General features: G+C 64.4%; 22 protein-coding genes and 1 tRNA gene. 11 read left to right on the top strand and 12 right to left on the bottom strand.

Annotation, left to right across the window (positions count from 1 at the left end; translation table 11 throughout):
• The first annotated feature begins 45 nt into the window (after nt 1-45).
• Entirely contained in the window at nt 46-1,428 is a 1,383-nt protein-coding gene (locus tag G4G00_RS08315; protein ID WP_164272548.1) for a sigma-54 dependent transcriptional regulator, read from the top strand.
• Between the two features lie 333 nt (nt 1,429-1,761).
• On the opposite strand, the gene pilB is transcribed toward G4G00_RS08315, so the two are convergent.
• Both pilB and G4G00_RS08305 read right to left on the bottom strand, forming a co-directional pair.
• The gene (gene pilB / locus G4G00_RS08310; protein WP_164272545.1) at nt 1,762-3,489 is read right to left on the bottom strand and encodes a type IV-A pilus assembly ATPase PilB; all 1,728 of its coding nucleotides are present in this window, start codon (nt 3,487-3,489) and stop codon (nt 1,762-1,764) included.
• A 205-nt stretch (nt 3,490-3,694) separates the two neighbouring features.
• A complete protein-coding gene (locus G4G00_RS08305) occupies nt 3,695-4,102 on the bottom strand; it encodes a pilin (protein WP_164272542.1) in 408 nt (135 codons plus the stop codon).
• Nucleotides 4,103-4,456: 354 nt separating this feature from the next.
• On the opposite strand from G4G00_RS08305, the gene G4G00_RS08300 reads away from it, so the two are divergent.
• From G4G00_RS08300 to coaE, 3 genes are read left to right on the top strand one after another with little or no spacing between them, the layout of a single operon-like run.
• Nucleotides 4,457-5,716: a type II secretion system F family protein gene (locus tag G4G00_RS08300; protein WP_164272539.1), complete on the top strand. Its 1,260-nt coding sequence runs from the start codon at nt 4,457-4,459 to the stop codon at nt 5,714-5,716.
• An 8-nt stretch (nt 5,717-5,724) separates the two neighbouring features.
• A complete protein-coding gene (locus G4G00_RS08295; RefSeq protein WP_108753966.1) occupies nt 5,725-6,588 on the top strand; it encodes an A24 family peptidase in 864 nt (287 codons plus the stop codon).
• Nucleotides 6,589-6,598: 10 nt separating this feature from the next.
• Nucleotides 6,599-7,207, top strand: coding sequence for a dephospho-CoA kinase (gene coaE / locus G4G00_RS08290; protein ID WP_108753967.1), 609 nt, complete (start codon nt 6,599-6,601; stop codon nt 7,205-7,207).
• Nucleotides 7,208-7,525: 318 nt separating this feature from the next.
• On the opposite strand, the gene G4G00_RS08285 is transcribed toward coaE, so the two are convergent.
• The 5 genes from G4G00_RS08285 to rimK form a co-directional block, all read right to left on the bottom strand.
• Nucleotides 7,526-7,912 (bottom strand): hypothetical protein, encoded by a 387-nt coding sequence (locus G4G00_RS08285; protein WP_108753968.1) that lies wholly within the window; start codon nt 7,910-7,912, stop codon nt 7,526-7,528.
• Nucleotides 7,913-8,395: 483 nt separating this feature from the next.
• The gene (locus tag G4G00_RS08280) at nt 8,396-9,766 is read right to left on the bottom strand and encodes a HAMP domain-containing sensor histidine kinase (protein WP_108750905.1); all 1,371 of its coding nucleotides are present in this window, start codon (nt 9,764-9,766) and stop codon (nt 8,396-8,398) included.
• Nucleotides 9,729-10,406: a response regulator transcription factor gene (locus G4G00_RS08275; protein ID WP_005410804.1), complete on the bottom strand. Its 678-nt coding sequence runs from the start codon at nt 10,404-10,406 to the stop codon at nt 9,729-9,731. The genes G4G00_RS08280 and G4G00_RS08275 overlap by 38 nt, the downstream gene beginning before the upstream one ends.
• A gap of 25 nt (nt 10,407-10,431) precedes the next feature.
• Entirely contained in the window at nt 10,432-10,905 is a 474-nt protein-coding gene (locus G4G00_RS08270; protein ID WP_108753969.1) for a hypothetical protein, read from the bottom strand.
• A 248-nt stretch (nt 10,906-11,153) separates the two neighbouring features.
• Nucleotides 11,154-12,032 carry a 30S ribosomal protein S6--L-glutamate ligase gene (gene rimK / locus G4G00_RS08265; RefSeq protein WP_164272536.1) on the bottom strand — a complete coding sequence of 293 codons (879 nt, stop codon included), beginning with the start codon at nt 12,030-12,032 and terminating at the stop codon, nt 11,154-11,156.
• A 351-nt stretch (nt 12,033-12,383) separates the two neighbouring features.
• Between rimK and G4G00_RS08260 the strand changes: the two genes are divergently transcribed.
• The 6 genes from G4G00_RS08260 (at nt 12,384) to G4G00_RS08235 (ending at nt 17,269) form a co-directional block, all read left to right on the top strand.
• The gene (locus tag G4G00_RS08260; protein WP_164272534.1) at nt 12,384-12,536 is read left to right on the top strand and encodes a hypothetical protein; all 153 of its coding nucleotides are present in this window, start codon (nt 12,384-12,386) and stop codon (nt 12,534-12,536) included.
• Nucleotides 12,537-12,601: 65 nt separating this feature from the next.
• Entirely contained in the window at nt 12,602-13,081 is a 480-nt protein-coding gene (locus G4G00_RS08255; protein ID WP_108753971.1) for a hypothetical protein, read from the top strand.
• A 3-nt stretch (nt 13,082-13,084) separates the two neighbouring features.
• Nucleotides 13,085-14,242: an FtsX-like permease family protein gene (locus tag G4G00_RS08250; RefSeq protein WP_164272531.1), complete on the top strand. Its 1,158-nt coding sequence runs from the start codon at nt 13,085-13,087 to the stop codon at nt 14,240-14,242.
• 24 nt (nt 14,243-14,266) lie between these two features.
• On the top strand, nt 14,267-15,445 hold the full coding sequence (locus G4G00_RS08245; RefSeq protein ID WP_164272528.1) for an FtsX-like permease family protein: 1,179 nt from the start codon (nt 14,267-14,269) through the stop codon (nt 15,443-15,445).
• A gap of 295 nt (nt 15,446-15,740) precedes the next feature.
• Nucleotides 15,741-16,553, top strand: a complete 813-nt coding sequence (locus G4G00_RS08240) for an efflux RND transporter periplasmic adaptor subunit (RefSeq protein WP_159094008.1) — start codon at nt 15,741-15,743, stop codon at nt 16,551-16,553.
• Nucleotides 16,554-16,579: 26 nt separating this feature from the next.
• On the top strand, nt 16,580-17,269 hold the full coding sequence (locus tag G4G00_RS08235) for an ABC transporter ATP-binding protein (protein WP_108753975.1): 690 nt from the start codon (nt 16,580-16,582) through the stop codon (nt 17,267-17,269).
• A 45-nt stretch (nt 17,270-17,314) separates the two neighbouring features.
• Here G4G00_RS08235 and G4G00_RS08230 read toward each other — a convergent pair.
• The 3 genes from G4G00_RS08230 to G4G00_RS08220 all read right to left on the bottom strand — a co-directional run bounded on the left by G4G00_RS08230 (nt 17,315) and on the right by G4G00_RS08220 (nt 18,686).
• Nucleotides 17,315-17,432 (bottom strand) — tRNA-Gly (locus G4G00_RS08230).
• A gap of 48 nt (nt 17,433-17,480) precedes the next feature.
• Nucleotides 17,481-18,092: a hypothetical protein gene (locus G4G00_RS08225; RefSeq protein WP_164272525.1), complete on the bottom strand. Its 612-nt coding sequence runs from the start codon at nt 18,090-18,092 to the stop codon at nt 17,481-17,483.
• 75 nt (nt 18,093-18,167) lie between these two features.
• On the bottom strand, nt 18,168-18,686 hold the full coding sequence (locus G4G00_RS08220) for a hypothetical protein (protein WP_164272523.1): 519 nt from the start codon (nt 18,684-18,686) through the stop codon (nt 18,168-18,170).
• A 243-nt stretch (nt 18,687-18,929) separates the two neighbouring features.
• Between G4G00_RS08220 and G4G00_RS08215 the strand changes: the two genes are divergently transcribed.
• Entirely contained in the window at nt 18,930-19,595 is a 666-nt protein-coding gene (locus G4G00_RS08215; protein WP_164272929.1) for an SOS response-associated peptidase, read from the top strand.
• Here the strand turns inward: G4G00_RS08215 and G4G00_RS08210 are convergent.
• Nucleotides 19,592-20,071 carry a hypothetical protein gene (locus G4G00_RS08210; protein WP_164272520.1) on the bottom strand — a complete coding sequence of 160 codons (480 nt, stop codon included), beginning with the start codon at nt 20,069-20,071 and terminating at the stop codon, nt 19,592-19,594. The genes G4G00_RS08215 and G4G00_RS08210 overlap by 4 nt on opposite strands.
• The gene (locus tag G4G00_RS08205) at nt 20,071-21,378 is read right to left on the bottom strand and encodes a hypothetical protein (protein WP_164272517.1); all 1,308 of its coding nucleotides are present in this window, start codon (nt 21,376-21,378) and stop codon (nt 20,071-20,073) included. The genes G4G00_RS08210 and G4G00_RS08205 overlap by 1 nt, the downstream gene beginning before the upstream one ends.
• Between the last annotated feature and the right edge of the window lie 5 nt (nt 21,379-21,383).

The raw sequence follows: 21,383 nt of genomic DNA, 5'->3' as shown, positions 1-21,383 counted from the left end.
GTCAAGTATTTGTCGCTTCCGCCCCCCTCGGCTATCTTTCCGCCCATGAACGAAACCCGCAGCGCTCTCATCGTCGACGATGAACGCGACATCCGCGAACTGCTGGTGCTGACCCTTGGCCGCATGGGCCTGCGCATCAGCACCGCCGCCAACCTTGCCGAAGCGCGTGAGCTGCTGGCCAGCAATCCCTACGATCTGTGCATCACCGACATGCGCCTGCCCGACGGCAACGGCATTGAGCTGGTGAGCGAGATCGCCCACCACTACCCGCGCACCCCGGTGGCGATGATCACCGCCTTCGGCAGCATGGATCTGGCCGTGGAAGCGCTGAAGGCCGGCGCCTTCGATTTCGTCAGCAAGCCGGTGGATATTTCGGTGCTGCGCGGGCTGGTGAAGCACGCGCTGGAACTGAACAACGCAGAGCGCCCCGCCACCGGCCCGGCCGCCGAACAGGCCGCGCGCCTGCTGGGCAGTTCGCCGGCCATGGACGTGCTGCGCACCACCATCGGCAAAGTGGCCCGCAGCCAGGCCCCGGTCTACATCCTGGGCGAATCGGGCGTGGGCAAGGAACTGGTGGCACGCACCATCCACACACAGGGCGCCCGCGCGGCCGGCCCGTTCGTGCCGGTGAACTGCGGCGCCATTCCCAGCGAGCTGATGGAAAGCGAGTTCTTCGGCCACCGCAAGGGCAGCTTCAGCGGCGCCCACGCCGACAAGCCGGGCCTGTTCCAGGCCGCCCATGGCGGCACCCTGTTCCTGGATGAAGTGGCCGAACTGCCGCTGCAGATGCAGGTGAAGCTGCTGCGCGCGATCCAGGAAAAATCGGTGCGGGCCGTCGGGGCATCCAACGAAGAACCGGTGGACGTGCGCATTCTGTCGGCCACCCACAAGGACCTGGCCGAGCTGGTCGAAGACGGCCGCTTCCGCCACGACCTGTATTACCGCATCAACGTGATCGAACTGAAGGTGCCGCCGCTGCGCGAGCGCCGCCAGGACCTGCCCGACCTGGCCGGTTCCATCCTGGCGCGGCTGGCACGCAGCCACGGCCGCGGCACCCCGCTGCTGGCACCGTCGGCGCTGGACGCACTGGCCCAGTACGGCTTCCCCGGCAACGTGCGCGAACTGGAAAACATCCTGGAACGCGCCCTGGCACTGGCCGAAGAAGACCGCATCGGCGCCGACGACCTGCGCCTGCCGCAGCACGCCCCGCGCACTGCCGCGGGCGGCCAACCGGCCGTAGTGGCCGAAGCCGTGGCCGACCTGCAGCCCGGCAATGCCGCCCTGCCCTCATACATCGAGCAGCTGGAACGCAGCGCCATCCAGCGTGCACTGGAAGAGAACCGCTGGAACAAGACCCGCACCGCCGCGCAGCTGGGCATTACCTTCCGCGCGCTGCGCTACAAGCTGAAAAAGCTGGGCATGGAATAAGGGCCGGAAGGCCCGGGGTCGGATCCCTTTCCGCAGGAAAGGGCTCTGACCCCATCGGGCCTGTGCTATCCACGCATGGCGTGGCTCTACCGGGGTCGGATCCCTTTCCGCAGGAAAGGGCTCTGACCCCATCGGGCCTGCGTCATCCACCCGTGGCGTGGATCTACGGGGTCGGATCCCTTTCCGCAGGAAAGGGCTCTGCCCCCATCGGGCCCGCGCTATGCACGCGTGGCGTGGATCCACGGGGTCGGATCCCTTTCCACAGGAAAGGGCTCTGACCCCATTCGGGCCCATGCTATCCACGCATGGCGTGGATCTAATGGGCCAACCGCATCAATCCTTGGTAACGCGGTTGATCTCGGCCAGGCTGGTCACGCCCGCCGCTACCTTCTTCAGGGCCGACTGGCGCAGATCATTCACGCCGATCGCCTGCGCGGCTTCGGCAATCTGCAGGGCGTTGCCGCCGGCCAGCACGATGGTGGAAATTTCGTCGGTCATCGGCATCACCTGGTACAGGCCGGTACGGCCCTTGTAGCCCTCGGTGCATTCATCGCAGCCCACGGCTTCGTGCAGCTGGATGCCCGCATCCAACTGTGCCTGGGTGAAGCCTTCGGCCAGCAGCGCGTGTGCCGGCAGTTCAGCCGGCCGCTTGCAGTTGTTGCACAGCCGGCGCGCCAGACGCTGCGCGATCACCAGGGTGACCGAGCTGGTGATGTTGTACGGGGCAATGCCCATGTTCATCAGACGCGCGATGGTCTGCGGCGCATCGTTGGTATGCAGCGTGGACAGCACCATGTGACCGGTCTGCGCCGCCTTGATGGCGATTTCCGCCGTTTCCAGATCGCGGATTTCGCCCACCATGATGATGTCCGGATCCTGTCGCAGGAACGAGCGCAGCGCCGCCGCAAACGTCATGCCGCGCTTGTTGTTCTGCTGCACCTGGTTGACGCCGGGCAGACGGATTTCCACCGGGTCTTCGGCGGTGGAGATATTGCGCGTTTCATCGTTCAGGATGCCCAGCGCGGTATACAGCGAAACCGTCTTACCCGAACCGGTCGGGCCGGTCACCAGCACCATGCCGTAGGGCTTGTGGATGGCTTCCAGGAACAGCTTCTGCTGGTCCGGCTCGTAACCCAGCTTGTCGATACCCAGCTTGGCCGCGCTGCCGTCCAGGATACGCAGCACCACCTTTTCGCCGAACAGGGTCGGCAGGGTGCTGACGCGGAAGTCGATCTGCTTGCTCTTGGACAGGTTCAGCTTGATGCGACCATCCTGCGGCACGCGCTTTTCGGCGATATCCAGCTGCGCCATCACCTTCAGGCGGGCGGCAATGCGCTGGTTCAACTTCACCGGCGCGCGCGCCACCATTTTCAGCAGACCATCGATGCGCAGGCGCACGCGGTAGTCGTCTTCGTAGGGTTCGAAGTGGATGTCCGACGCGCCCTTGCGGATCGCATCGACCAGCACCTTGTTGACGAACTTCACCACCGGGGTGTCGTCGCCCTTGGCGTCTACGCCGCTGTCACCGCCTGCGGCATCCTCGTCACCACCGCTGACATCCAGGTTGGCCAACGCATCGTCGTCGCCACCCAACGAATCGCCCAGGGTGTCGTGGCTGGAATGCCACTGCTCCAGGGTGCGGCGGATCTGGTCTTCATCGACCAGGATCGGCTCCACCACCAGGTTGGTGTGGAACTTGATCTCATCCAGCGAATGGGTGGGGTTGCTGGTACCCACGAACAGCTTGCCGCCGCGCTTGAACAGCGGCAGCACATTGTGTTTGCGCAGCAACTCCTCGCTCACCAGGTTCATGGCGTTCTGGCTGCTGTCGAACGTGGATACGTCGAACAGCGGCATGCCGAACTCTACCGAGTTGGCCGCCGCCAACTGCGCGGCCCCCACCACCTTGTTCTGTGCGAACCAGGTCGGCAGCGGCTGTTTGGCGGCCGTCGCCTTGGCCATGGCATCGCGGGCGCCGGCTTCGTCCAAGGCGCCGTCCTGCACAAGGCGACGGGCCAGGCCGGTAATGCCGACGAGATTGGCGGTGGTGACTGCGTTCATTGCGGGATTCCAAGTATTCGACGTCGCTACGCGATTTCGCGCGATGCCTGGACCGCCGAGGTCTGCGGGCCCGGTTACGGCATGGTACCGCTAGTTTTGCGTCTGGTGAGCCTGCACTGTAAGCAGTTCTGCCATTTGTCACCAACCACAAAGCAGAACGGGGAGACCGAAGCCTCCCCGTTCCATGCACAACTGACAGAGCAGATTAGCCCTGGCAGGTGGCCGGACGGTACTTGGCCGGAATGGTGCCGCTGCAGGTCCAGCGGACCTGGCCGTTGTCCTGCTTCTCGCCGGTCAGAGTGATGGTGCCGGATGCGGAGCCGCCCAGATCCTGCGCGGTCGCGGTGATGACGCCGGTGGCATAGGTCACGCCCGACACGTACTTGGACGACTGGGTTTCGATGGCGACGGTGGCCGGCATCGCGGTGCCGGTGTCCGCGGCGGCAGCTTCAGCCACGGTGGTACGGGCCGAGGAGGCGGCCAGCACGACTTCCGACACGCGCGACTTGATCAGGTAATCCTGGTAAGCCGGCAGAGCGATGGCGGCCAGGATGGCAATGATCGCAACAACGATCATCAGTTCAATAAGGGTGAAGCCCTTCTGGTTCTTCATAGTCGTACATCCCCAAGATAGTGGTGGTTGATGTCAGTGCCCAGGAGCGGTCCGACCGGTGGCCGGGTGAGCGGGTCCTGCGCGCTGCGGGTGGATCAACGCAGGTTGCGTGCCAACCCCGGCACGCCTCCCCCTGAATTTCCCCGGGGCCAATGATGGCAGCTATTTCGCGGATGGGAACCCCCCGGTGAGAATTCTGCGACGGAGGCGGCAATGTGACGCAGTGCGTCACCTTTGGCCGGCGGCCGACACGAATTCGCATTCCGGTCGGCCTGCCCGCTGCCCAGACGGCGTTTAACCGGCTAACATCGGACACTGGATGCCCGTCTGGGGATGGCGGGCCGGGGAGCCTACATGTCTGTCAGTCGCAGTGCGATCAAGAAAGAGCCCGTGGCCCGCGCCACGATGGAGCTGCAGCCGTTTGTCTGGGAGGGGACCGACAAGCGGGGCGTGAAGATGAAAGGCGAGCAGCTGGCGAAGAACGCCAATCTGCTGCGTGCCGAGTTGCGCCGCCAGGGCATCAATCCTGGGCAGGTGAAGGTCAAGCCGAAGCCGATGTTCGGCGCGGCGGGCAAGCGCGTAACGCCGAAGGACATCGCCTTCTTCAGTCGTCAGATGGCGACCATGATGAAGTCCGGCGTGCCCATTGTCTCGGCGTTGGAGATCATCGGCAGCGGGCACAAGAACCCGCGCATGAAGAAGCTGGTGGACGGTATCCGTACCGACATCGAGGGCGGCTCGTCGCTGTATGAGGCCATCAGCAAGTACCCGGTCCAGTTCGATGAGCTTTACCGAAACCTGGTCCGTGCAGGCGAAGGTGCCGGTGTTCTGGAAACCGTGCTGGATACCATCGCCAACTACAAAGAAAACATCGAAGCCCTGAAGGGCAAGATCAAGAAGGCCATGTTCTACCCGGCCATGGTGGTGGCCGTGGCCATCATCGTCAGCTCCATCCTGCTCATCTGGGTGGTCCCGCAGTTCGAAGAAGTCTTCAAGAACTTCGGCGCCGATCTTCCCGCCTTCACGCAGCTGATCGTGAATGCCTCGCGCTTCATGGTGTCATGGTGGTGGCTGATGCTGATGGTCGCCGTCGGCAGCGTGATCGGCTTCATCATGGCCTTCAAACGATCACCCACCCTGCAGCACCGGGTGGATCGCATCATCCTGAAGGTGCCGGTGATCGGCGAAATCATGCACAACAGTGCCATCGCCCGCTTCGCGCGCACCACCGCGGTCACCTTCAAGGCCGGCGTGCCGCTGGTTGAAGCCTTGGGTATCGTCGCCGGCGCCACCGGCAACAAGGTCTATGAAGAGGGCGTGCTGCGCATGCGCGATGACGTGTCGGTCGGTTATCCGGTCAACATGGCCATGAAGCAGCTGAACCTGTTCCCGCACATGGTCATCCAGATGACCGGCATCGGCGAAGAGGCCGGCGCCCTGGACACCATGCTGTTCAAGGTGGCCGAGTACTATGAGCAGGAGGTCAACAACGCCGTGGATGCCTTGAGCAGCCTGCTGGAACCGATGATCATGGTGTTCATTGGTACCATTGTCGGCGGCATGGTCATCGGCATGTACCTGCCCATCTTCAAACTCGGCGCCGTCGTCGGCTAAAGGTAACAATGGCATTTCTCGACCAGCATCCCGGCCTCGGCTACCCCGCCGCGGCCGGCTTGGGGCTGCTGCTGGGCAGTTTCCTGAACGTCGTCATCCTGCGCCTGCCCAAGCGGCTGGAATGGCAGTGGAAGCGCGATGCGCGCGAGGTTCTGGAAGAACCGGACTACTATGAACCAGCCCCGCCGGGCATCGTGGTGGAGCCCTCGCATTGCCCGCACTGCAAGCACAAGCTGTCCTGGTACGAAAACATTCCCCTGTTCAGCTGGCTGATCCAGGGCGGCAAGTGCCGCCACTGCAAGGCCCCCATTTCCATCCAGTACCCGCTGGTGGAAGCGCTGACCGCGGTGATGGTGCTGGCCTGCGTCTGGCAGTTCGGCTTCGGCTGGCAGGGCTTCGGCGCCATCGTGCTGACCTGCTTCCTGATCGCCCTGTCGGGCATCGACCTGCGCACCCAGCTGCTACCGGACCAGTTGACCCTGCCGCTGATGTGGCTGGGCCTGATAGGCAGCATCGACAACCTGTACATGCCCGCCAAGCCCGCCCTGCTGGGCGCGCTGCTGGGCTACCTGTCGCTGTGGTCAGTCTGGTGGCTGTTCAAGCAGCTGACCGGCAAGGAAGGCATGGGCCACGGCGATTTCAAGCTGTTGGCCGCCCTGGGCGCCTGGTGCGGCATGAAGGGCGTGCTGCCCATCATCCTGATGTCCTCGGTGCTGGGTGCCATCATCGGTTCGATCTGGCTGTACAGCCGGGGCCGTGACAAGGCGACCCCCATTCCGTTCGGCCCCTATCTGGCGCTGGCCGGCTGGCTGTTCTTCATGTGGGGCGAGCCGCTGCTGAACCAGTACCTGGTCATGAGCGGGCTGCGCTGACGGCACCGCCATGAGCCGCTACGTGGTGGGCCTGACTGGCGGCATTGCCGCCGGCAAGAGCGAAGTGACCCGGCGCTTCGAGGCGCTGGGAATCGTGGTGGCCGACGCCGATCTGGCCGCCCGCGCCGTGGTCGCCCCCGGCGCACCGGCCCTGGCCCGCATTGCCGAGCGCTTCGGCGCGGACATGCTGCTGGCCGACGGCACCCTGGACCGGGCGCGCCTGCGCGCCCACATCTTCGCCGACCCGGCCGAACGCACGGCGCTGGAAGCCATCACTCATCCGGCCATCCGCCGGCTGATGCAGCAGCAGTGCGAACAGGCGCCCAGCCCCTATGCGATTGCCGCCATCCCCCTGCTGACCGAAGTGGGCGGACGCACGGCCTACCCGTGGCTGGACCGCGTACTGGTGGTGGACGCCCCCGAGGCCGTGCAGCATGCCCGGCTGATGCAGCGCGACGGCATCGATGCCGCGCTGGCCGACCAGATGATTGCCGCCCAGGCCAGCCGCACACAGCGGTTGGCGCTCGCCGACGACGTGGTGGTCAATGATGGTCACCCGGATGACCTGCAGGCGCAGGTGGAAGCGCTGCATGAGCGGTACCTGCAGCTAGCGCACTGAACGTGCGTAGAGTCGAGCTTGCTCGACTGAACGGTCTTTCCGCGCGCCTGATCGGGGTCAGAGCCCTTTCCTGCGGAAAGGGATCCGACCCCGTCGGGTGCCCCGCCCTTCAGCCCTGCTGGCGGCGGGCGTAACCTGCAGCTAGCGCACTGAACCCGCGTAGAGTCGAGCTTGCTCGACTGAGCTGCCTTTCCGCGCACCTGACCGGGGTCAGAGCCCTTTCCTCTGGAAGGGGATCCGACCCTGGGTGGCTGACTGAGCTGGGGTCAGAGCCCTTTCCTGCGGAAAGGGATCCGACCCCTTCGGGTGCCCTGCCCTTCAGCCCAGTTGGCGGCGGGCGTACTGGGCCAGTTCGCGGGCGGCCAGCAGCAGACCTTCCACGACGTCAGGCGGCAGCTGTTGGCCGGCGCTGCCTTGCACGCGGGCGGCTTCGGCGGCGTGCAGCATCTGGATCAGGGCGTTCAGACCGGCCAGGGTGCGGCTCAGGCTGGCCAGAGTGACGGCCTGGGCCGGCGTCAGGCCAGTGGCCTTCTGCGGCTGGCCTTCGGCAGTGTCGCGGCCATCCATGCGGGCCAGCAGGTTCGGCAGCAGGTCGGTGGGTTCAGAGAGGACGTCTTCAATGCGTTCGGCAATCTCGGCCGGAAGCTGGTCGATGGAATCGCCAACCAGGCGATGCAAGTTGGGATAGGCGGTGCGCTGTGACATGGCGATGCTCCTCCGCAGACGGCGGGGCCACCTGCGGATGCAAGGTGGCGGACGGTGCGGGTTGGCGTACCGGAGATCCAACAATCAGCAATAAAGACTCCAGCGGATTCTGACGAATCCCCACGCACCGCCCGCCAAGGAAACGGCAAGCGGTGCATTGTCCGAAATGCACGGAGCGTGCATCAGGGATTTGCTGAATGTCGGTTTTTTTCAGGACGCCAATCCCGGCCAAGGCACCTGCCCCGGCCGGCCCATCAGGCCATCGCCCGCTTCGGCAATCACGAGGCAAAAGCGCCACCGCCCCTACCCCGCAGCCCATTCGTGCCGCCACGCACAGCCGCTGCGCGATACCGATCACATCACCACGCAGCAAAGACTGCGCGGAACGGCGCAACATCACCCACGCACATGCCAGGCACGACACATCGCGCGCAGCACCAGCGCCGATCAAGGTCGGCGCCTACCGGGTTTCCGTTTGCCCGATTACAGCGGCTTCGGCGAGAACGTCAGCGTGGCGATCACGCCGCGCTGGCCGCCCGGCCGCACGCTTACCTGCCAGCCGTACAGATCGCACAGGCGGCTGACGATCGACAGGCCAATACCACCGCCCTGCGAATGGCCGGCATGCGTGCCGCGGTAGCCGCGCTGGAACAGCTTGGCGGCATCTTCCTCGCTCAGGCCGGGTCCGCTGTCGGTCACCGACACCGCATTGCCGCCCACGTGCACGCGCACGTCGCCATCCTGCGAATACTTCACCGCATTGCCGATCAGGTTGCCCAGCGCCACCGACAGCGCGGCCTCGGGCGCGTCGATCACCAGATCGCGCTCGCCTTCCAGCACCAGCTCCAGCGGCTTGCCGCCCAGCTGTGCGCGGTGTGCATCCAGCAGCTGCTCGGCCACGCGGGCCACGTTGCTGGTGCCCTGCCCGCGCTCGTTGCGCGACAGCAGCAGCAAGGCGCCAATCAGGTCGCTGCACTGCTGTTCGGCACGCTGGATGCGCTGCAGGCGCTGCAGCACCTTGTCGTCCAGGCCCGGGCGGGTCAGCAGCAGTTCGGTGGCACCGCGAATCACGGCCAGCGGCGTGCGCAGCTCGTGGCTCACGTCGGCATTGAACTCGCGGTCGCGCTGCACCACTTCGGTCAGCCGCGATGAATAGTCGTCCAGCGCCTGCGCCAACTGCCCCACTTCGTCATCGGGGAAGCGCGGGGCCAGCGGCTCGGGGTCGCTGCTGCCGCCGCGATAGGCGCGCAGGCGTGCGGCCAGGTCGGACACCGGCTTCATCACCTTCGAGGCCGACCACCAGCCCAGCACCAGCGACAGCAGGCTGAACACCAGCACCGACAGCACCAGCGCGCGGCTGAGCTGCTGCCCGCCGCGCACGCTGTCGGTCATGTCATAGGCCAGGAAGAACCAGGCGTCGTCGGCCTTGCGCACCGCCAGCTTGTACGCGTAAGGCTGGCCCTGCTCGTCGGTGCCGCTCAGGTTGTAGTTGCCGTTGGGCAGCGCGGCCCAGTCCGGCTGGTTCTCGCGCACCCGGTCGAACTTGTCGCGCGAGTACGCATACGCCTTGATCTGCTGCACTGGCACTTCCGGGTTGCGCCCGGGGTGTTCGTAGAAGCGACGCGCGTACTCGTTGATGTTGCGGTTCATCACGTCTTCCACCAGCTGGTTTTCCACGCGGATGCGGGCCCAGTTGGTGGCGAACGCGAACAGTGTCGTCAGGCAGAAGCCCAACAACACGAATGACACGATGATGCGGCTGCGCAGGCGCCGCCGATAAGGCGTGCGCCGACGCTCCCCTTTCGCCGCCACCGAATCAGGCTTCCGGTGTGGCGATGCGGTATCCGATGCCATGACGGGTCTGGATCAGCGGCACTTCGAACGGCTTGTCCACCACTGCACGCAGGCCGTGGATATGCACGCGCAGCGAATCGGAATCGGGCAGCTCTTCGCCCCACACGCGGGTTTCCAGTTCCTGGCGGGTCACCACGGCCGGTGCCGCTTCCATCAGTGCCTGCAGGATCTTCAGGGCGGTGGGGTTGAGCTGCAGCAGCTTGCCCTGGCGGCGCACTTCCAGCGTGTCCAGGTTGTACTCCAGATCGCCGGTTTCCAGCACGCGGGTCTGCACGCCCTTGCCGCGGCGCGACAGCGCGTTCAAGCGCACTTCCACTTCCTGCAGCGCGAACGGCTTGATCAGGTAGTCGTCGGCGCCCGAATCGAAGCCGGCCAGCTTGTTGTCCAGCGAGTCGCGGGCGGTGAGCATGAGCACCGGGGTCTGCTTGCGCGCTTCATTGCGAAGCTTGCGGCAGACCTCGATGCCATCCATGCCGGGCAGGTTGAGATCCAGCACGATCGCGTCGAACTCATGCACCACGGCCAGGTGCAGCCCGGTCACACCGTCGGCGGCGAAATCGACGGTGTGGCCACGGTCTTCCAGGTAGTCCCCCAGATTGGCCGCGATGTCACTGTTGTCTTCGATTACCAGAATTCTCACTGTAGCCTCTTGAATGTTTGGTGTTTTAGCGTTCCGGCAACGGTCGGTTGCGCTGGACGTCGTTCAGGTCGCGCTGGCTGTCGCGGCGCAACGCGCGGCGCTGGGCCACGGTCATGCACTGCGAGGTCACCATGTTGCTGCCCACCGCGCGGGTGCGCTTGCAGATCATGCGGCTATCATCCTTGGCGCGGGTCAAGACCGTGTTGACGATCTCCTGGTCGTTGAACACAGAGACCTGCTGGCTGGTGGAAAGTTCAGCGCCGCCGCTGCGGTCAATGGCGGTCTGGATGCGGGTCAGCGCATCGCTCACCTTCGCCTGCTCGCCGGCAGAAATCTCGGAATAGAGTTCACCCTTGGCCAGATCGGCGCGGATGGTGGAAATCTGGGTGTTGACCAGATCGGCCGGGCGGCTGACATCCAGCGGGCCGGCCGTGCCACTGCTTGCCGCAGCGCTGGCGGAGGCCAGGACGAACAGGACAGCACATGCAACCTTACGCATCACATTCCCCTCCTTAGGTGTGCCGGTAGTGGCCCAAGCATGTTCAGCCAAGACCCCGCCGTGCGCAAGTTGCTGCGCGGCAAGAAAAAAGCCCAGACGGCGCTGCGCCGCCTGGGCTTGAAGTGTCATCCCGATTACCGATCCTGCTGAGAGGCAGAGCTGCGGTGAAATGGAGACTACGCCCCGGCCGATTAAAGCGGTGTTAAACCCGTCCCTGCCAGCTGAACGAAACCGTACGCCATTGAATATCAAGGTTTTTTAAGCTTTTCCACATGCGCGATGATGCGCTCGGCCACGTCCACCCCGCAGGCGGCCTCGATGCCCTCCAGGCCCGGGGTCGAGTTCACTTCCAGCACCAACGGCCCGCGCTGGGAGCGGATCAGGTCCACCCCGCAGACCGACAGGCCCAGCGCCTTGGCCGAGCGCACCGCCACCTGCTGCTCGGCGCGGCTGGCCTTGGCCGGCTGGGCGGTGCCGCCGGCGTGCAGGTTGGAACGGAAGTCGCCCTCGGCGGCCTGGCGCTGCATGGACGCCACTACCTGGTCGCCCACCACGAAGCAGCGCAGGTCCGCGCCCTTGGCCTCGCCAATGAATTCCTGCATGAGGAAGTTGGCGTACAGGCCACGCAGGGCCTCGACGATGCCGCGCGAGGCGCTGGCTTTTTCGGTCAGGATCACGCCCCGTCCCTGGGTTCCCTCGTTGAGCTTCACCACATGCGGGGCCGGGCCCAGCATGGACAGCAGGTCCACGGTGTCGTCGGGGTTGTCGCCGAACACGGTGACCGGCATGTCGATGCCCTTGGCCGCCAGCAACTGATGCGCGCGCAGTTTGTCGCGCGAGCGCAGGATCGCGTCTGACGGGTTGGGCGTGCGCGCGCCCATCAGTTCGAACTGGCGCAGTACGGCGGTGCCGTAGCGGGTGATGGAGGCGCCGATGCGCGGAATGACCGCATCCACGCCGGTCATCGGCCGACCCTTGTAATGCATCGAAAAGCCATCGGCGGCAATGCGCATGTAGCAACGCAGGGGGTCCAGCACGCGCACGGTGTGCCCGCGCGCGCGCGCGGCCTCGACCAGCCGACGGGTGGAGTACAGGGAACTGTTGCGGGACAGGATGGCGAGCTTCATCGCGGGGGCATCGGGCGGCAGGCGCGCAGCATAGCGCGGGCGTGTGGCGGCGGGATGATGCTGGTGTGGGTTGCGTTCACAGCCCCCTGTCTCTTTCGAGGGCAGAACCTGACGCTGGTGCCTGCCTGGCAAGGCACGCCCATCGGAGTCCACCCGCACGGGCAGGCCAGCGGCGACTCCCAGAGGGGCATCTTCGACCGCCAAATGTCGTGATTTCCCGCCGGTGTCTGAGAATTTTACGAAAAGCGGGCCGACGCCTTGCAGTCGTATCGATCGCATTCCTACATTGCACTGGCCCAAGGCGCCGAGGGCGTGGAAGTCCAACACTCATCCACTGAAATGGAGTTTTGCATGTTCACGAAGATCCGCACTTCGATGCTTGCCACTGCACTGCTTGCTGCTTCTGTATTCGGTTCCAGCAACGCTCTCGCAGCTGAAAACGCACCCGCGACCGATGTCATCGTCATCTGCGACGCCAATCTCTGCGTGATTGTCGTTCTCTGATTCAGATCACCCGGGGGCGATTTGCGCGCCCGGGCCATCGCGCTCCATTGAAAGCAAGGAACACCATGAAGATCTCCATGGGGGTGGCGGCTGGTCTCGCCTTGATGTGCGGCCTGCCCTTCGCTTCATACGGCTCTGAGAACGCGACGGCAGGGAAAGCGGATGTACGTGCGTTCTTCCAGGCCTATCTTGCGGCTGCCAACGAACCGGTTCCAAACGTACAACTGCCGGCCATCTGGGTTTACTCGCCAGCAGGCCATCTGGTCGCCCGGATCGACAATGCCGACGACCTTGACGCGGCCAAGGCCATCCTGGCCGCGCCGCAGGCAGCGCCACTATCGACCATGCGGCTCACTCAGGTGACCGGCCTGCTGAAAACCCTGGGTGTGGACACGGGAGCAGTGCCAGAGGGGGCGTGGACCCTGCTGCTGCTGAGGAGCGAATCCTGTGCCCAGCCGTGCCAGCCATTCCATGCGGCAATGGCGTCGCTTCAAGCCAGTCAGCCCGGTGCCGTCAGGGCCGTTGACCTCGCCTTCAACCGCTGAATCATGGCCAACGCACTCAGCGCTTCTTTCTTCCTGGCCGTGGTGCGCCTACGCGAACAGCAGTTCAGGGGGTTGTATCTGGTAGCGACACTGGCGGTCACTGTGCTCGCATGGGTCGTTCTGTCTGCCTTGACCGATCCATTCCTGGTATCGCGGGCGGGGGGCAGCATCAATGCAGGTCTGGCCATCTCCAACGCGCGGGCGCAGGCAGACGCCTACCCGCTTCGCTACATGCACGAACTGGAACGGCATAGCGGGGTCGCCGGTACCACCTACCTCAGTGTCACCGCACTCCCCTGCGGCGCAGGCCGCAGCGTCATACCGCTCAACGCCATTGGCGGCTCCGGCACCGTTGCCAGACTCCGCTCCAGCGGGGTTCCGGGGGAGATGATCGAACGCTGGCGCGGCACCGAACAGGGAATACTTATCGGCGCAGAACTTGCCGAGCGCTGCAACCTGAAAGCCGGAATGAGCCTGCAACCCGCAGAGCTCCTCTCAGGCATCGTGATGCCAGTGACGATTATCGATGTGCTGCCACTGACCCAAGCACAACTGGGCAATCGCATTGCCTATGCGCACTATGACTACATCAACAGGCTGCTTCCCGTGGCGCAGCAGAATCGGGTCATGCGCGGCACAGTAACGGCACGAGACGCTGCCACCATCGAAAGTTTGGCCGATGCCATTAACCACAAGTTCGCCAGCCGCGACCCGCCGTTGCTTGCCGAACCCAGTACGGCTGTCCAGAGTGCGCTGGGTCGATTCGGTCAGGTCCAGGATCTGCTTGGCATCGTCATGCTCGCCATGGCCGCCTGCGCTCTGTTGGTGTTCGTCACGGTCTTGGCCCATCTGGTCGCGCTGCGGCGCGCCAGCATGGCGGGGCTGCTGGCACTGGGCTTCGGTCGCCGGCTGCAGTTCGCAGCACTGAGCGCCGAACTCGGGACCCAGCTTGTGCTGGGAGTGTTGCTGGGACTGCTGGGTAGCATCGCCGTCATGTCGGCAGTGAATCCGCAGGTCGAGTGGCTAGTGGGCCAACTGCGGGTGCCCGACTGGGCGCTGCTGTGGCTACCCGCAGGACTGGGGCTACTGGCCGTGGCCGCGCTGGCCCTGCCCGCCTACCGCATTGCACGCCTGCGGCCAGTCGATCACCTGCAGCCGTGACGCCCCCCCCCGGAGAAACCGTTCATGCGTACGACCGGACACGTCCGTCAACTGCTCTTCATTCTGCTATCGATGCATCGCACCCGCCCCCACGATGCGCTGATGATCTTCACCGGATTCGCCATAGCCGCCTCAACATTGACGGTCATGCTGTCCATTCCGGCGGGCATTGACCGCATCACGCGCCAGACGGGGCAGTCCGACATCGCACTGGCGATGGCCGCCAACGCCGTGGACGAATCCAGCAGCAGCCTTTCACAGGGGCAAGTGGCCCAGCTCTCACAGCTTCCACAGGTTGCGCGTGATGTCGATGGCCGGCCAAACGTGGCGCTCCAGTTCCTTGCCACCGCCCGGCTGCCCCGCACCGATGGCCAACCCGGGACCGTGCAGCTTCGCGGGATTGATCGCAATACCTGGGCACTCCTAGACAATGTGCCGATTCATGCAACCGGACGTTTTGAACCTGGTCAACGGCAGTGGTTAGGGAGCGCCACGCTGGCAGGACAGTATCCAGCGCTGAACCAGGCCACCACCGAGCTGCTGGGGGCGACGTGGCGACGGGTGGGTCTGCTGGAGGCCGGTGGGAACTTATGGGAGTCGGAGATCTGGGTAGAACAGTCAGCGCTGCAGGCAGCATCGAATCGGCCGTCCGGCGTTTCCTCCGCATGGATCAAGTTGACTGGCCCCGATCAGCTGGGCGAGCTGATCGCAGCGGGCCAGGCTGATCCCCGGCTGGAAGGGGTCCGGTTCGTAGGACAGGTGGACTACTACCAGCAGCAGATGGGGTTTCTGACTCGTCTGGTCACTGCAGCTGCGCTGGGGGTATCCCTGTTGCTGGGCGCGGGAGCCGCACTTGCCATCACAACAGCGCTGGACATGGTCCTGGACAAGCGTCGCCGCCAGCTGGCCACGCTGTGGGCGCTGGGCTTCAGCCCAGCATCCATCTGGCTGGCCGTCCTGACCGAGGTGGCAATCGTCGGAGTGCTGACGTCCCTGATGGCCGCCGCGCTGGTCCATGCCCTCCTGGACGGTACCCACTTTGGCACGTCGGGCGCGAGCCAGGCCGTATATGCAACGTTCGTCGTCGATTCCACCGTGGTTTCCGCGGTGCTGGCGTATGCCCTGCTTCTCGCCCTACTGGGTTCTGTACTGCCGCTGCGTCGCACCCTCAGCCGTGGCTTGGCGCAGGCACTGAAGAACTGACCCGAACACTTCAACAGGCTTGCTGAAGGCATACCCCATGACTCCGAAAACGCCCCCTTCTCGCAGCGATCTGCTCCACCAGCTCCGACGCGGCACGGCCGCCGGGGCCGTTGGGCCCATCTCTGGCATACGGCCGTCGGTGCGATGGCAAGTCTGGACTGTGCTCGTTCTACTGGCGCTCGGCATCGGTGCGTGGGTACTGGCAGGACACGGCAGCCCCCCTTCAACCTCCTTCGATCGCAACCGCGCCGCGGTCACTACGCTCCCTTCCCTCCCTGCCGCAGATCCGTCATCCATGGGCCTGGACGCCAGCGGCTATGTCGTGGCGCGTCGTACCGCCACTGTGTCGGCACAGACCATCGGCATGGTGACCGAAGTGCTCTTCGAAGAGGGGGAGGAGGTCGAGACCGGCCAGATACTGGCCCGATTGGATGGACGGTCCGCCCGTGCATCGCGGGACATAGCAGCACGCCAGTACGCCGCGGCCACGAAGCTGGCGCAGCAGTACCAGACGCAGCTCGATCAGGCTCAACGCGATGCCCAACGCGCCATCGAGCTTGCAGATCGTAAGCTGCTGGCCCATCAGGATGCCGAACAGGCACTGGCCAAGGTGGCAAGCCTGCGTGCGCAACTTGCCGCCCAGCGGAGCACGGCCGAGGCCAGCAAAGCACAGGTCGAGGCGGCGCAGGTACTGCTGGAGCAGACCGTCATCCGCGCGCCCTTCGCTGGCGTTGTCACCTCCAAGGCTGCACAGGTAGGCGAGATCATTTCGCCCAGCGCAGCCAGCGGCTTCACCCGCACGGGCATCGCAACCATCGTGGACATGCACTCGCTGGAAATCGAAGTGGATGTTGGCGAGGCCTACATCAGCCGGATCGCAGCTGGAATGCCAGCCCTAATCCGGCTGAACGCCTACCCCGAACTGGACCTGGCGGGGAACGTCATCGCCATCATCCCCACGGCTGACCGGGGCAAGGCAACCGTGCGCGCCCGGATCGGCCTGGACACACACGACCCGCGCATCCTGCCCGATATGGCCGCCCGTGTCAGTTTCCAAGGCAGGGCACTGCAGTCGACTCCCGCCACTGCCACGCCGTCGTCCTCGTGACTTCCCCCAAGGCCACTGGAGCCAACATGTCCTGCACCATTTCGCTTTCCGGCGTCAGCAAGTCCTACCAGCGTGGCAATCAACACATCCAGGTACTGCAGGCCATTGACCTGGTGGTACGCGCCGGTGAGTTCGTGGCCCTGATGGGACCCTCTGGATCAGGCAAGACCACACTATTGAACCTGATGAGCGGCGTAGATGAACCCAGCGCCGGAAGCATTCTTGTTGATGGAACGCGCGTTGACCAACTGGGCAGCAGCCAATTGGCGGCGTGGCGCAGCCGCAGCGTTGGTTTCGTTTTCCAGTTCTACAATCTGATGCCCAGCTTGACCGCCTTGCAGAATGTGGAACTGCCGCTTCGGCTCACGCCACTTCCCGGTGCGGAACGGCGTCGACGCGCCGCGATTGCGCTGGAGCTGGTCGGGCTTGCCGACCGTGCGCGCCACCGCCCATCGGAATTGTCAGGGGGCCAGCAGCAGCGTGTGGCCATCGCGCGGGCGATTGTGACCGACCCCGACTTTCTGATCTGCGATGAGCCCACCGGTGATCTTGACCGGCAGTCAGCCGTAGAGATCATGGAGCTGCTGCAGCAGCTGAATCATGAATACGGCAAAACGCTGGTGATGGTCACCCACGACCCCAAGGCTGCCGAGTATGCCTCGCGCGTGTTGCATCTGGAGAAAGGCGAGCTGATGGCATCTGCAGCCCAGCCCTGAAAAAAACCCCGGCAACGGGCTGACCGTTACCGGGGTTTGGAATGCTGGAGCGGGCGATGGGAATCGAACCCACGTCAGTAGCTTGGGAAACTACAGGACAAACACTTACATTTCAATAATTTAGACCTCAATCGCGCTCCGCAAAGACAGCTCCAACGCCAGCATTTTTGCGGGCGAAAGTGGCATGTTTCGCGGCATTGCGGAGCGTCATTTACCGGCTTTGCAGGACAGCAAACGCTTCTGCGGCCGCTCTTTTCAGGGGGTCCATCTCTACTGTGATGGATGCGAGTACCTCTCGGTCAGACGCCCCCTCGATACCCAGGTCCCGGCGGACCGCGGCGAGAAAACGGGAGTACGGCAACTCCAGTTCGACTTGGCTTCCCACGATCCAGTCGCCGAAAACCACCCAGTCGTCAGCCCCATCGCGCGGTTGATTATCTAGGCGCCGTCGCTTTGCCATACCTCTTAGCAGCAGCCGCCCGCACTCCCCCACCAAGTCCCGGCCTCGAGCCATGACCTCTAAGCTTGCGACCCCGCCCGAGGCCGATAGCCCAGCGATAGCTTTATTGAACTCGGCGGCCACGTCCCCAATGGAGCATTCCGCATTGCCCAGCTTGGTGATGGATCGCATGGCTTCATTGGCAAACTCCAACGCGCCAAAAAGGCGATCTCGCTTGGACTGCAGCGCGCGGTCCTTCGCCCGTTCTTCGCGATCATGGCGCAACTGAGATCTTGCTACCAATATCGCTCCCGCTACGGTCACCAGTACTGTAACGACGGCCGCACTGGCACCGATTACAGCTGAAAAAACTGCAGTATCCATACGTCAAGCTTCAATGGTGAGAAGCCGAGCCTACCACCAAGCCTCAAGCGTCAAAATGTCGAACTGACCTACAGGTCACGCTTTAGGGTCGAAACGCGCCAGCTTTAACCGATCAGCCCTCACCCAGGCTTTCATCGGATCTTTTGCCCTGGGCTTGGTCACCACGGGCGCCCGCCGTGGTTCCAGCGCCGCTTTGACTCTGGCGGCGGCAACCGCTGAGGCCTCGTCCAGGCGCTGGGCCTGCTGCAGTTGCTCGCGCGTCGGCGGCAGGCCGGGGAGCGGCGGCGTCAGCTCAAGGGGCGTGTTATCCGTCAGGCGTGCCACGGCTTCGCGCAATGGCAGGCCCGGGTAGAGCCTGGCAGCACACCAGCGCTCAGCGAAGCGCTTTCCCTGCCGGACGCTGGCCACGCGCACATCCTTCACCTGCCAGAACTTCTGGCCTTCCATCCAGAGGCGAAGGCCTGGCCGGCCATCTGGCACCACGCTTGCCGTCTCCCGCCCGTTGTACCAAAGCGCCCACCGGTCACCCGTCTGGACCCACCCAGACGGGATCGGGGCGGAGCGGAACCCTTGGTAGGCGCTGGGAGTGAGCATGTGCGGGAGCATACGCCCGGCGGTCGCAGATGCTGCGACGGCGGCGAAAGTGTCGCCTGAACCATTGTGGTGGTGCCGGCCTAGCGCTGCTCAGGCGCATCCGGGTTGAGCGGCCTGCGGCCCCGGATCCGGCAACCGCAGAATGGCACCCTCGCCTGCGCCCGACTATCGGGCAAGGCCGCTGCCTCGCGTCAGGCGGACCCTACACGCCACTGGCACGGCCGGCGGGGCTACCCTTCGCCCATGTGCGGCCGATTCGTCCAGCTTCCCGTTGTGAATTTCGGCCAGCCGGGCATGGCGGACCTTGCCCCCGGCCTGGCCGAGATCCAGTCCAGCTTCAACCTGGCGCCGACACAGCGCGCGTCAGTGATCCTGGACCGCGGCGAAGGGCGACAGGTCACCCGGATGGCCTGGGGCCTCCTGCCCTTCTGGGCTAAGGCCAAGGGCCTGCAGGGCTCTACGATCAACGCCCGCATCGAGACGGTGGCCACCAAACCCGCCTTCCGCGCTGCCTTCAAGAAGCGCCGCTGCGTGGTGCCCATGGCCGGCTACTACGAATGGTCCGTCAGCACCGAGGACGGGAAGAAGGATCCGTGGTTCATCCACGCATCCGGGCCACTGTTGGCCGCAGGCCTGTGGGAAGACACCAGCCCGCTGCTACCCGACGGCAACCTGGGCACCTTCACCATCATCACCGGGGACAGCAGCGGGGTGTCGGCAGATATCCATGACCGCATGCCGGTGTGGCTGCAGGCCGGCCAGATCGATGACTGGCTGGCAGCGGGCCCAGACGATGCCATGGCCATGCTGCTGGCCAGCGAGCCGCCGGCGATGGAAGCGTACCGCGTCAGCCGCGCGGTGAATTCCCCCAAGAACAACCGCGAGGATCTGCTGCAGGTTGTGGCTTAGGAGATAGCCACCGGCGGCGCGGCCTCAGCGCCCAGAGGCAACTCCACCGCGCCCGGCCAAGGGTGCGCCTCGGGCTGCGGCAACAGCGCGCGCACCTGGTCCCATGTGATGACGCCTGGCGGCGGGTCCAGAACCAGCTGCTCCAGAGTCTGGTTCACGTCATCGCGCCAGGCGACCAAAGCACGCGCCTCCAGCCGATACCGTTCGACGCTGCTGTTGTAGTAGCTGGCGCAGCTCTCGATGGTCTCATAGCCGCGCGCCTCAACCACGCTACGCATCCAGGCAAATGCTGCATCACGGATCGCTCGGTAGTGCTCAGGCGAGTGCGGGACCGGCCCGGCGGGTGCGACAGGAGCCGGTTCGTTTCCAGCATCCAGCCATTGCTGGTACGCATCCCACATCCAGTGGCCACGCGGAATGAACGCGCCGGTATCAACACAAAAAACTACATCGGGGCTGTCGGTCAATCTATACATTAGGGGAGCTCCGCTTCGGCAGTCCAATTGAAGCCCGACAGATAGGAAAAGCCAGCCGTCATGGCGAATGTCGCAAATGCGTCAACCTGAAAACCTGTACTTGTAGCGGCGCTGACGTTGGCCGCATTTGCGTGGTTCGTCCATGCCCCAGCGGACGGGTTATACAGGACAACCCCATTGGCGCTCCCGCTTTCTGTCTCACTACTGCGATAGATGGTGACGGCCGGGGTTGCTCGCATGTCAACCCGAAATCGCTGGGACACGCGTGCTGCAGTGCCTGAGAAAGCTACACCGGGGGCCATGACGCCGCCCGCTACGCCAGCGCCTGGCACCGCCCCAACAGGGAAGCTCTTTTGATAGTAGCGTTGGCAGTTCAGAAGCTGCACAGCCTCCGGTGTGCGCTCGAAATCCGTCGGGGCAGCACCGAACTCAAGCTGCATCTCAGAAATAGCGAACGCTCCGGACTGGCTTGCGATCTGGCCACCGTAACCACCGCCACAGAAATCTATCACCAGGTACAAGCTGCTGTTTGCGCCGATGGTTTTTCCCGCGGTGCTGGGAACAGTGAAAGTGATATGCACAAGGGTTGGGGTTGTCGGACACTCGATCAGCCCAGCCTCAGTGGTCACAGAGGCAGACCCACCGGACCCGAATTGTTGAATCGCGCGAACGCCAACCTTTCGCCCAGCATCACCGTTAAGCCACATGGAAAGGGTGACTTGGCCCTGCGCCGACCGCACATCTTCGATCCGCTGCCCGCTCCACGCCGCGGGGTTGCTTCCAAGCGAATTTACGTTGTAAAGAATCGCATTGGTTACGCGGGGCGGGAGACTGGTCACACCTGCACCAACGATGCCGCGGGACACGTCGAGGTTGCAATTGAGCGCCGACGCTGAGAAGCGATCTGCGAAGTAGGCTTCTGAACCCAGACTGCCAGGACCGACACCAACACGCCCCGAAGTTCGACGTTGCCAAATGTCGAAATCGGCGTTGATAAGTAAGTTCTTAGCCAGGGAGCGCAGTCGCTCCCACACCGATTCCGACAGCTGTTGGCGTGCCGCCTGCTCCGCATCGATGCGCGCCCCAGCGTCCGCGTCGGCCTGCTGCCGATCCAGCACCTCCTGCTGCAGGTCCAAACGCAGATCATCGATAGCCTCACCGGCGCCACCACTGTCTGCCTCCAAGGCTTCCAGCCGCTGCCCCACCTCGGTGATGTTGCTGTTGTGCTTGATGTTCGCCGAACGCGTGGACTCGCCGAACTTGCCGTTGGGCTGCGGCGTGTTGATATCGATCTGTTGAAGTGCCATTGCGG

The sequence above is a fragment of the Stenotrophomonas sp. B1-1 genome (assembly GCF_010894375.1).
Taxonomy (GTDB): Bacteria; Pseudomonadota; Gammaproteobacteria; order Xanthomonadales; family Xanthomonadaceae; genus Stenotrophomonas.
This window is presented reverse-complemented; position numbering and strand designations above follow the sequence as displayed.